Here is an 11,865-nt window from a genome sequence, read left to right on the forward strand (position 1 = left end):
TGATAAACGGGTCGGATCGTATCGCGGCGCTGGCCGCCGTGGTGTCATTTCACGTTATTTTTGGTTGGCTGCCGCGGTGTCAAGCTAAACGCCCAAGGGGCGCCGGGCCAGACATCCAGTATCTGCGACGGATTTTTACGCCATACAATCACTTCGGGCCGCCATAGTGGCCCGTGCGCAAATTGCGTCAAACCGCGCTGATAGTTGAATAAACCGGTGAAAACCAGGATCGCGGCTGCTGTCCCGAAGAAACCGCGCGAAGGTCCGCGCCTTACCGCGGCCAAACCAACGATCAGGAGTGCATTGATAACTTCAGGGACGAATGCGTAGCGCTGACCGCCAATGACGTGCATGAAACCGCTGAATGACCCTTCCCACGCCTCATAGAATGATACCAAAACGATTACCAATCCCGCAATAAACAGCTTCGCAAGAACCCAGTTTTGCCGCCGCCAGATATTGAAAGCGACGACCGCATTGAACGCGATGAAAATCAGGGGTCCAGCCCAGAGGAACCGATGCGCCGCGTGATTGGTGCCAAGATAATTTGCAAAGTCACGTGCCAAACTGAGCCCCGCGAATTGCAGCACGATTGTGTGGAGACTGATCACTGAAAGCAGTGGAGCGGGCGCAAGATGGCTGCCGCGCTCAGGTAGTGGATGCGATAGAAAGACCGTGATCTGGATGGCAAAGCCAACCAGGATTATCCCAGCCTGGATCGATGACCGCATGTCGCGCTTCTGAAGCGCCACCAGCACGAACAGCGGCATCAGAAAGCTGGTCGCAGGGCCGGATAGCACTCCAAAACCAAGAATGGCGCAATCCACATAAAAAAGAGCTGGATCACGGGGCGGCGCCGCGAAGATCAGCGCGGCACAGAGCGCGAGGTGAAACTGGCTGGTGATCGTGTTAAGCCAAACTTCACCGGTCACCGGCGGGACGGCGCATAGCAACACAGCGACCAGCGTCGCGCCCAAGGACCGGCGCCATGGAAACTCATGTGTTATCAAGATGAATGCAGGCAGACACTGCACTAACAGCGCGATCAATACGGTGATCAGCGGCGCGTACATCAGGCCACCCAAATGCAGGCCGACCCAAGGCGCGAACCCCGCCGCAAGGTTGATATAACCGGCGTCGGCGGCGACGGTGAACCACGACATGTACCAGGGATGATACCAATCGCTACTGAAATAAACCACCCCTTCTTCGGCCCAGAACCGTCCTCCGTCGAGAATGATGGACGGCATGCGGAAAAGAACCAGCGCGGCAAAGCAGCCAACGATGAAACATGAAACCGCCCTCCGCAAAGAATCACTTTTTAGGTTGTCCATGCTCAGTCAGGTACCTTTGGATCAAGGGGCCGTATGGCACTGCGTTATCACCGCCATGGTGTCAACCGACGCTGGAACCTTCCCTAATTCCGACGATGCCGCATGGCTGGCGATAGACCTGCGCGGTTATCGCCGATATGATATACAACGCGGAGACGAGGTTGGCGGGGAAAATTCTGTTGCTGCGAAGCGTGAATGCTGCCGAGGTGCAACGGGTCGCGCAGCCGCCTGAACATCTCGACCGCCATCCCCGCATGCCGATCCTGATCCTCATCCTCGCGCCGTTTCTGGGCCACGCTGCCTCCTGGCTCACCGGCCTCAGTTCCAACCCGATCTGGACGGAATCCGGTGCGGTCACCGGCATCGGGCGCAGCATCATCTACGCGCTCGACTTCAGCGATACCAATGTGGGCTGGACCAACCAGGCGCTCGGCCATCTCGCCGCGCAGGACTGGCTGCATCTCGTCATCCCATGGTGGAACCCCTATTCCGGCATCGGCCTGCCGCTGGCCGGTGAAATGCAGCCGGCCGCGCTGTTCCTGCCGTTCGTGCTGTTGCTTGCGACCCAGAACGGCATTGTCTGGCTCGAACTATCGCTCCAGATATTTGCAGGCATCGCCATGTTCTGTCTGCTGCGCCGGCTCGGCCTGGGGCGTCTTGGTTCGCTTACCGGCGGGCTTCTGTTTGCCTTCAGCGGCACTTTCGCCTGGGTGCCGGGCGAGACCATTTTGAACGTGATTCCGTTTCTGCCCCTGTTACTTCATGGTATTGAAGATGCACGTGATCCCGATCACCCGCGCCGCGCGATTGTGCTGATCGCCCTGGGCATCGGCGGATCGCTTCTCGCCGGTTTCCCGGAGACCGCCTATATCGATGGGCTGTTGGCCTTGCTCTGGGCGATCGTGCGCTCGTTTCAGGTGCGGGACGTTCGGCGATTTATCGCCAGGATCGTGATTGGCGGGATTGCCGGATTGCTGATCGCCGCGCCGCAGATTGTTGCATTCATCGACTTCACTCTAACCAGCACCGTGTTCCGATCTCATCGTTTCGGTACCGATTACATCAATTACCGCGGCTTCGCGGTTACGGTGCTGCCGTATGTGTTTGGCCCGCTGGGTATGGGAGCCGGCAGTACCCTGCTGCTTGGCGTCTCAGCCTCGACCGGTGGTTACGTCGGTTTGCTGCTGGTGCTGTTCGGCGCAGCTGGTCTGATGTCGCAGCGCGATCGCCCGATCACTGCCCTCCTCGCCGCGTGGCTGGTGATCAGCATCGGTAAAACATTCGGATTTCCGCCGGTCATGCTGCTGCTTAACGCATTGCCGCTGATGCGCGATGTCGTGTTTTCGCGCTATTCCTCGCCAAGCTGGGAATTGGCGCTCATCATTCCGGCCTGTTTTGCGCTGGAAGATCTGCGCGCCGGCACGATGAAACTCCGCGGGCCGCTGGTTGTGACGCTCGCCATCCTCGGCCTCGCGCTCTGGTTCGCATCGCCCTGGGCGCCGGTCTGGCACTGGAATGAAGGTGATCGCGCGATCATGGTGTTCTGGCTGGTGCGCGCGGTGGCGTTCGAGCTCGCCGCGTTGCTGCTGGTCCTCGCCGTCTGGCGCGGCTTGCACGGCGAAGTCCGCCGCTGGTGCTTGAGCTTCATTGTGGTGCTCAACGCGCTGGCGCTGTTCATCGTGCCGCAATTATCCGGCCACGCGCCCGGTAAGGTCGATTGGCCTGCGATCCATTACCTCAAGGCCCATCTCGGCCTGCGGCGATTCTATACGCTGGGGCCGATCGATCCGAACTACAGCGCGTATTTCGAACTGCCCGACCTCAATTACATCTATCTGCCGGTTGCGGCCAATTGGGCCGATTTCGTGCACCGGCATTTGTTCACCGATGGCGGATTCGATCAGGGCAATATTTTTTTCGCACCGTTTCCGCCAATGTCGATTACGGATGGTGCGCGTGACGTGATGCGGTTTCAGCATGATTATCGCTATCTCGGCGTTCGCTATATCCTCACGAGCCCGGGCACATCGCTCAGCCCCTCGCTCGAAATCCCCGCCTCACCCGGCATCGCTATGGCGTTCGCTTTGTATCCCGGCCAGTCGATCACGATGCACGGCATCGCGCCGCCGGGCTTCGCTACGATGCCGCCGATCGGGCGGATCGGCATCAATCAGGGCAATTACGGCAATACCGCAACCGGTCTGATGTCGATCAGCCTGTGCAGCGGCGGCATCTGCGCGCGCGGCACCGGCGACCTTGGCACCTCGCGGGACAACACGTTGTTCACCGTCGTTCTTGCGCGCACGCTGACGCTACGCCCCGGCGCACAATATCACATCACGATCGATCATCGCACCGGGAGTAGCCCTGACGCAATCTGGCTCTATCCAGCATCGGGCGGCAGCGTGACGACCGGCGATGGTCACATCATCCCCGCTCGCACCGCCGAAATCGCCTTCAGCGTCCGCCCCGACCAAGCCTTGTTCCGCAAAGTCTATACCGACAAGTTGATGACGATCTGGCGGCTGGCCGGCGCGGAGCCGTTTTACACCACCACCGGCGCCGCCTGCCGGATCGGTGCGCACAGCGTCAATGCCGCGATCATCGATTGCCCTGCCGCCGCCGCGCTGATCCGCCGCGAACTCTTCATGGCCGGCTGGCACGCGACCGATAACGGCGCGAGGGTCGCTGTTCATGTGCATCACGCCGTCGTCCAGAGCATCGCGCTGCACGCCGGGCGGAATATCGTCCGCTTCCGCTTCAGCCCGCCTTACGCGGGCTGGGCGTGGCTCGGTTTCTGGCTGGGCGCCTTGGTGCTGATGTGGCAGATGGTGGGGCGATGGATCAGCCCGAAAGGACGGCACGCGCAATGAACAACGCCTTACCGCCGGCGCCATCGCTCATTTCGATCATTGTACCGTTTCATAACGAAGCCGAAAACGTGCAAACCCTGCACACCCGCCTTGCCGAGGTGCTGGAGGCCGGGCCCGATCCGTGGGAGCTGGTCTGCGTCAACGATGGCAGCCGCGATGACACGCTCGCCCGGCTGGTCGCCCTCGCCGAGCGGGATGCCCGCGTGCGCGTGATCGACCTGTCGCGCAATTTTGGCAAGGAAGCCGCCCTGACCGCGGGGCTCGATTTTGCGCGCGGCGATGCCGTCATCCCGCTCGATGCCGATCTGCAGGACCCGCCGGAAATCATCCCCGCGCTGATCGCGAAATGGCGCGAGGGTTTTGAGGTGGTGAACGCCGTGCGCGCCTCGCGCGAGGGCGATGGCCCGGTCAAACGTGCCACCGCGCACGCGTTCTACCGGGTGATCAACCGGATGAGCCAGGTCGATATTCCGGCCGATACCGGCGACTTCCGCCTGATCTCACGGCCCGCGCTGGAGGCGCTGAAACGCCTGCCGGAACGCCGGCGCTTCATGAAAGGCCTGTTCGCCTGGGTCGGTTTTCGTACCGCGACCATCACCTACGACCGCGCCCCCCGGCACGCCGGCACCACCACCTGGAACTACTGGAAGCTGTGGAACTTCGCGATCGAGGGCATCACCAGCTTCTCCAGCGCGCCGTTGCGCCTTGCCTCCTACCTCGGCTTCGGCGTTTCAGTGCTCGCCTTCATCTACGCACTCATCACCATCTTCAACAAGCTGGTCTACGGCAACCCGGTCAAGGGCTACCCTTCGCTGCTGGTCGCCGTGCTGTTTCTCGGCGGCGTGCAATTGCTCGCACTTGGCGTGCTCGGCGAATACCTTGGCCGGCTCTACGAAGAGAGCAAACAACGCCCGATCTACCTGGTCCGCGCCGTCTGGCAGCCGCCCGACCCCGAATAAGGCGCGTCACCCTACGCCGCGAGGGCCGCGCGCACCGCGGCGAGGGCGGCATCCGCCTGAGCCGCATCCGGCCCGCCGGCCTGTGCCATAGCGGGCCGCCCGCCGCCGCCTTTGCCGCCTACCGCTTCGGCGGCCGCGCGCACCAAAGTGACGGCGTTATGTTTCGCGGTCAGATCGTCCGACACGCCGACCACGATGCTCGCCTTGCCATCGGCGGTGGATACCAGCGCCACCACGCCCTGGCCCATCGATTTCAAAATCGAATCGGCAAGGGATTTCAGATCGCGCGGCGCGACATCGCCCAGATTGCGCGCGGCGAGTTTCACGCCCGCCACGTCCTCAACGGCGGCTTCACCCGCGCCCGTTGCGATCTTGCGCTGCAGTTCGCCGATCTGGCGTTCCAGACGCTTGCGCTCCTCGAGCAGGGCTGCGATGCGCGCCGGCACTTCGGCGGGGGGTGCCTTCAGCGTGGTCGCGGCTTCGGCCAGCAGATCGGCATCGGTTTCGATCGCCGTCAGCGCCGCAGCCCCGGTTACCGCCTCGATGCGGCGAATCCCGGCGGCAACCCCGGATTCCGCCAGAATGCGGAACGCGCCGATATCGCCGGTGCGGTTGACATGTGTGCCGCCGCACAATTCGATCGAATAGGCGGATTTCGTGCCATCGCCGACGCCCATCGAAACCACGCGCACTTCGTCGCCATATTTTTCGCCGAACAGCGCCATGGCGCCCCGCTTCACCGCTTCATCCGGCGTCATCAGCCTGGTTTCCACCGGGCTGTTCTCGCGGATGCGGGCGTTCACCGCGCGCTCGACGTCGCGCAATTCGGCAAAGGTGACGGGCCGTGGCTGCGAAATATCGAACCGCAGCCGGTCCGGCGCATTGAGGCTGCCCTTCTGCGTCACATGCGGGCCGAGCGCCTGACGCAGCGCCTCATGCAGCAGATGGGTGGCGGAATGATGCGCGCGGATCGCAGTCCGCCGCGCGTGATCCACCGAGGCATGCACGGTCTGGCCGCGCGTCACGGTACCGGTCCGCACCGTGCCGTAATGCACGAACAGATCGCCTGCTTTCTTTTGCGTGTCGGTAACCGCAACGTCCAGCCCCTCGGCGCGCAGCGTGCCGGTATCGCCGACCTGGCCGCCCGATTCCGCGTAGAACGGCGTCTGATTGAGGATGATGGCCACACTCTGGCCGGCTGTGGCACGCTCGACCGGCGCGCCATCGATGATCAGGCCGGTCACGCTCGCATCGGCGTCTTCCGTGGTGTAGCCAAGGAATTCGGACGCACCCAATTTTTCCTTCAACTCGAACCAGATGGTCTCGGTGGCGGCATCGCCGCTGCCGGCCCAGGCGGCGCGGGCGCGGGCGCGCTGCTCGGCCATGGCGGCCTCGAACCCGTCGCGATCGAGGCTGCGGCCCTGCTCACGCAGCGCATCCTCGGTCAGATCGAGCGGAAAACCGAACGTGTCGTATAGTTTGAACGCGACCGATCCCGCCAGCGGCGCGCTCGCGCCAAGCCGGCTTACCTCGTCATCGAGCAGCGACAGGCCGCGCTCGAGCATGATCGCGAATTTCGCTTCCTCGAGCTTGAGCGTCTCGACGATCAGCGGTTCCGCGCGCGGCAATTCGGGATAGGCAACACCCATCTGCCGGGTCAGCGCCGGCACCAGCCGGTAGATGAACGGCTCGCGCATACCCAGCCGATGCGCGTGGCGCATCGCGCGGCGCATGATCCGGCGCAGCACATAGCCGCGCCCTTCGTTAGAGGGCAGCACACCGTCCGCGATGATAAAAGCCGTGGCGCGCAAATGATCCGCGATGACGCGGTGGCTGGTGTTATGGGCGCCGTCAGGATCTGTGTTAGAGGCTTCGGCCGAGGCCATGATAAGCGCGCGCAGCGTATCGGTATCGTAATTATCGTGCTTGCCCTGCATGATGGCGGCAAACCGTTCGAGGCCCATGCCGGTATCGATCGAGGGGCGGGGCAGGGGGGTCAGCGTTTTCGCCGCATCCTCGAAATACTGCATGAACACGAGGTTCCAGATTTCGATAAAGCGGTCGCCATCCTCCTCGGGGCTGCCCGGCGGCCCGCCTGCGATGTGCGGCCCATGATCGTAGAAGATCTCCGATGAAGGGCCGCACGGACCGACATCCGCCATGCGCCAGAAATTATCATCGGTCGCGATGCGAATGATCCGCTCATCCGAAAGACCGGCAATCTTCCGCCACAGCGATGCCGCTTCGTCATCGCTGTGATAGACCGTGACGAGCAGGCGATCTTTCGCAAGGCCGAAGTCACGCGTCAGCAAGGTCCAGGCATTGGTGATCGCCTGTTCCTTGAAATAATCGCCGAACGAAAAATTGCCCAGCATTTCGAAAAACGTGTGGTGGCGCGCGGTATAACCCACATTGTCGAGGTCGTTGTGCTTGCCGCCGGCGCGCACGCATTTCTGCGCCGAGGTCGCGCGCACATAGGGCCGCTTCTCCTGGCCGGTAAACACGTTCTTGAACGGCACCATGCCCGAATTGACGAACATCAGCGTCGGATCGTTGCGCGGCACCAGCGGCGCGCTCGGCACCACCTCGTGATCGTGGCGCTGAAAATAATCGATGAACGTGGCGCGGATATCGTTGCTGGATGTCATGGAGCGGCGAGATGTCCCTGGAAAATCGACTTGTTCCCCCGGCATACCGCCTCATGGCATCGCTGTCATCTTTCCAGGCGTTGCGCTTGGGCCCGGCCGATCCCGAACGCGAGCCCGGCCGCGCTACTCCGCCGCTTCGGCGACCTCGTTCTCGGACGGTGCCACCATCATCGATTTCTCAACGACCGCGGCCTGGTCGCGGATGCGTTTCTCGATCGCCGCCGCCATGTCCGGATGATCCCGCAGAAACTGCTTGGCGTTCTCGCGCCCCTGGCCGACGCGCACGCTGTCATAGCTGAACCACGCGCCCGATTTCTCGACGATTCCAGCCTTGACGCCCAGATCGATCAATTCGCCGACCTTCGAGATGCCCTCGCCATACATGATGTCGAATTCGACCTGGCGGAACGGCGGCGCCAGCTTGTTCTTCACCACCTTTACCCGGGTCTGGTTGCCCGTCACTTCCTCGCGGTCCTTGATCGCACCGATCCTGCGGATCTCCATGCGGATCGAGGCATAGAATTTCAGCGCATTGCCGCCGGTCGTGGTTTCCGGATTGCCGAACATGACGCCGATTTTCAACCTGATCTGATTGAGAAAGATCATCATCGTTTTCGAACGCGAGATCGACCCGGTCAGCTTGCGCAGCGCCTGGCTCATCAACCGCGCGTGCAGGCCGACATGGCTGTCACCCATTTCGCCCTCGAGTTCAGCGCGCGGCACCAGGGCCGCCACCGAGTCGATCACCAGCACATCGATCGCACCCGAGCGCACCAGCGTATCGGCGATTTCCAAACCCTGCTCGCCGGTATCGGGCTGCGAGATCAGCAGATTATCGACATCGACACCGAGTTTGCGCGCATAGATCGGATCAAGTGCGTGTTCCGCATCGATGAACGCACAGGTGCCGCCGCGCTTCTGCGCCTCGGCAATCGCGTGCAGCGCCAGCGTCGTCTTGCCCGAGGATTCCGGCCCGTAGATTTCGATCACCCGGCCGCGCGGAAACCCGCCGATGCCGAGCGCCAGATCGAGCCCGAGCGATCCCGATGGCACAACGTCGATCTCCTCATTGCCAGGCCGCGCACCCATCCGCATGATCGAGCCTTTGCCGAATGCCCGCTCGATCTGCACCAAGGCAGCGTCGAGAGCTTTGTTTTTTTCCATCGGTTAACTCCTCAAGCGTGTGTTTCAGGGGCGGTGTTGCAACTTAGGCGAGAAATAACCATAGGCTGCGCGATCCGACTCGTCGAGTATGAGTTTCGCATGGAGAGAACAGAACGGCAACGCGTCTGGTAAGGATTTATTAACTATTTGTTCCTATGATGTTCTTACGCGACCGAAAACCGCCAGATCGTGGTGGAGCGGAACGCCTGCCCGGGGTCGAGCCGGGTGGTCGGAAAATGCGGCTGGTTCGGCGCATCCGGGTAATGCTGGGTCTCGAACGCAATGCCATCCCCCGGACCGATCAATACGCCATTCTGCCCGATGATGGTGCCGGTCAGGTTGTTGCCGGTATAGAATTGCACACCGGGCTCGCTGGTCTCGATGCTCAACACCCGCCCCGACGCCGCATCATGCAGCGTCGCGGCCGGCCCGATCGCGTCCGCCGGTTTGTCGAGCACGTAGCAATGATCATACCCGCCGGCGAGTCTCAGCTGCTCATAGGCCTCGCCGATCCGCGCACCGGCCGCGTGCGGTGTGCGAAAATCCATCGGCGTGCCCTCCACCGCCAGCAAAATCCCGGTGGGGATCTGCGTGGCATCGGTCGGCAGAAAGAAACTGGCCGGAATCGTCACGATCTGGTCGAGCGCGCTGCCCGACCCCGCGAGATTGAAATAGGTATGGTTGGACAGATTAAGCACGGTCGGCCGGCCCTCCACCTGCGCCGCGTAGTCGATCCGCACCGCATTGTCCTCCTCCAGCGTGTACACCACCGTCACGGTCAGCGTGCCGGGAAATCCGTTATCGCCATCGGCACTCACCAGTTGCAGCGTGACCGAGCACGCGCTCGCGGTCACGATATCCCAGATCCGGTGCCCGAAATTCGGCGTTGCACCGGTCTTCAACCCGCCGTGCAGCGTATTGGGTCCGTTATTGACCGGCAGATGGAACGTCTCGCCATCCAGGCTGAACCGCCCGCCGGCAATCCGGTTCGCATAGCGCCCGAGCAGTGCGCCGAAATAGGGGCTCCTGGTCTCATAATCGGCCATGTTGGTGCAGCCGAGCACGACATTGCCGAATACCCCGTTCCGGTCCGGCGCCATGATGGCGGTGATCGCCCCGGCGTAGTCCAGCACAGCAACGCTCATGCCGGCACGGTTGCGCAAAGTCACCTGCCGCACCAGCGCGCCGGCGGCCGTGGTGCCGTATTCGGCGATCATCGCATCTTGCATCGGCAGGTATCCTCAGTCGGTTGGAATGATCGCGGCACGGCGCACCAGGGCTGCATGATCCAGATCGGCCGGCAGCGCGCCATACGCAAGCCCCGCACGCGCAATCCGCGCCCGGATAAAGGCTTCCGCCACGAATGCCGGCGCGTGGCGCAGCAGCAGCGCCGCCGCGATCGCCAGCGCAATCTGCTCGACCACCCGCCGCGCCTCGGCTTCCGGGCCAGCGGGTGCCGCGAGCGTGGCGGCAACCCCTGCGATCAGCGCATCCAGCCCGGCATCCACCCCGCGCGCCGGGGCCAGCATGGCGAGCAGTGCATCCGCCGCCCCCGATGTGCGGGCAAGGCCGCGCAGCACATCGAGACAGATGATATTGCCCGCGCCCTCCCACACACCGTTCAGCGGTGCCTCGCGATACAACCGCGCGATCGGGTGCTCCTCGATGAACCCGTTGCCGCCGTGGCATTCCAGCGCCTCGGCAACCAGACCAGGCGCGCGCTTGCAATTCCAGTATTTCGCAACCGGCACGATCACCCGCGCGAGCGCCGCCGCGGCCGGATCATCCGGCGCCGCATCGATCGCGGCGGCCGCCCGCATCGCGAGCCACAGCGCCGCTTCGGCATCGAGCGCCATATCCGCGAGCACCGCGCGCATCACCGGCTGATCGATCAACGCGCGCTGAAACGCGGTGCGCCGGCTTGCATGAAACACCGCCAGACTGGTCGCATGGCGCATCAGCGCCGCAGCACCGATCGCGCATTCCAGCCGGGTCAGGTGCGCCATTTCAATGATCGTCGCGATGCCCCGGCCCGGTTCACCGACCATCACGGCGTCGAGCCCGTCGAACTCGACCTCGCACGAGGCGTTCGACCGATTGCCGCATTTATCCTTCAGCCGCTGGATCCGAACCGCGTTGCGCGAACCGTCATCGCGCCAGCCCTGCGCCAGAAAACAGCTCACACCCTCATCCGTGCGCGCCAGCGTCAAAAACAGATCGCTCATCGGCACCGAAAAAAACCATTTATGACCGGTCAGCGCCCACCGCGCCCCATCCGGGCGCGCAACCGTCCGGGTCTGGCGCAGATCCGAGCCGCCCTGTTTCTCGGTCATCGCCATACCGACCGTCAGCGCCGCTTTCGCCCCCGGCGGCAGCGGGCGCGGATCATACGCCGTCGCCAGGATCCCCGTGCTGAACCGTGCCAGCAGGTCCGGCGCATGGCGCAGCGCCGCTATCGAGGCATAGGTCATCGCCTCGGGACAACACACGCCCGGCTCCCCCTGGCCCCATGCATACGCAATCGCCGCCCGCGCCACCTGCGCACCCGGCCGCGCCGCCGTCCAGGCCAGCGCATGATAGGCATCGCCGCGGATCAACCCCATCAACTCATGCCAGGCTGGATGATAGCCAATCTCATCGATCCGCTGCCCGAACCGGTCGAACGCCCGTAACTCCGGCCCGTACCGATTGGCATCCCGCGCCAACTCCCGCAGCCGCGCCGCGCCAATCCGCGCGCCGCACGCGGCCAGCCGATCCTCCGCCCACGCCCCGCCGAATGCCGCCACCGCGCCGCCGAGCGCGGGATCGAAGGAATAGACATTGTAATCAGGCGGCTCGCCGGCCTGATTGATGCCGTCATCGGTCGCGATCATGCAACCGCTATAGC

7 protein-coding genes are annotated in these 11,865 nt (G+C 63.3%); 2 read left to right on the forward strand and 5 right to left on the reverse strand.

Going from position 1 to position 11,865, the window contains the following annotated elements; genetic code table 11:
• Positions 1–44: 44 nt before the first annotated feature.
• Positions 45–1,334, reverse strand: a complete 1,290-nt coding sequence (locus AruPA_RS04660) for a hypothetical protein (protein ID WP_265635482.1) — start codon at positions 1,332–1,334, stop codon at positions 45–47.
• Between the two features lie 161 nt (positions 1,335–1,495).
• Here AruPA_RS04660 and AruPA_RS04665 point away from each other — a divergent pair, with 161 nt between their 5' ends.
• The gene (locus AruPA_RS04665; protein ID WP_265635483.1) at positions 1,496–4,207 is read left to right on the forward strand and encodes a hypothetical protein; all 2,712 of its coding nucleotides are present in this window, start codon (positions 1,496–1,498) and stop codon (positions 4,205–4,207) included.
• Entirely contained in the window at positions 4,204–5,166 is a 963-nt protein-coding gene (locus tag AruPA_RS04670) for a glycosyltransferase family 2 protein (protein ID WP_265635484.1), read from the forward strand. Before AruPA_RS04665 ends, AruPA_RS04670 begins: the two co-directional genes overlap by 4 nt.
• Before the next feature lie 11 nt (positions 5,167–5,177).
• Here AruPA_RS04670 and alaS read toward each other — a convergent pair whose 3' ends face one another.
• The 4 genes from alaS to AruPA_RS04690 all read right to left on the reverse strand — a co-directional run bounded on the left by alaS (position 5,178) and on the right by AruPA_RS04690 (position 11,851).
• On the reverse strand, positions 5,178–7,814 hold the full coding sequence (gene alaS, locus AruPA_RS04675; protein WP_265635485.1) for an alanine--tRNA ligase: 2,637 nt from the start codon (positions 7,812–7,814) through the stop codon (positions 5,178–5,180).
• A gap of 123 nt (positions 7,815–7,937) precedes the next feature.
• Positions 7,938–8,978, reverse strand: coding sequence for a recombinase RecA (gene recA / locus AruPA_RS04680; RefSeq protein WP_265635486.1), 1,041 nt, complete (start codon positions 8,976–8,978; stop codon positions 7,938–7,940).
• Between the two features lie 164 nt (positions 8,979–9,142).
• Positions 9,143–10,207: an aldose epimerase family protein gene (locus AruPA_RS04685; RefSeq protein WP_265635487.1), complete on the reverse strand. Its 1,065-nt coding sequence runs from the start codon at positions 10,205–10,207 to the stop codon at positions 9,143–9,145.
• A 12-nt stretch (positions 10,208–10,219) separates the two neighbouring features.
• The gene (locus AruPA_RS04690; protein WP_265635488.1) at positions 10,220–11,851 is read right to left on the reverse strand and encodes an acyl-CoA dehydrogenase family protein; all 1,632 of its coding nucleotides are present in this window, start codon (positions 11,849–11,851) and stop codon (positions 10,220–10,222) included.
• Positions 11,852–11,865 lie beyond the last annotated feature (14 nt).

It is taken from the genome of Acidiphilium sp. PA (assembly GCF_026191915.1).
GTDB lineage: Bacteria > Pseudomonadota > Alphaproteobacteria > Acetobacterales > Acetobacteraceae > Acidiphilium.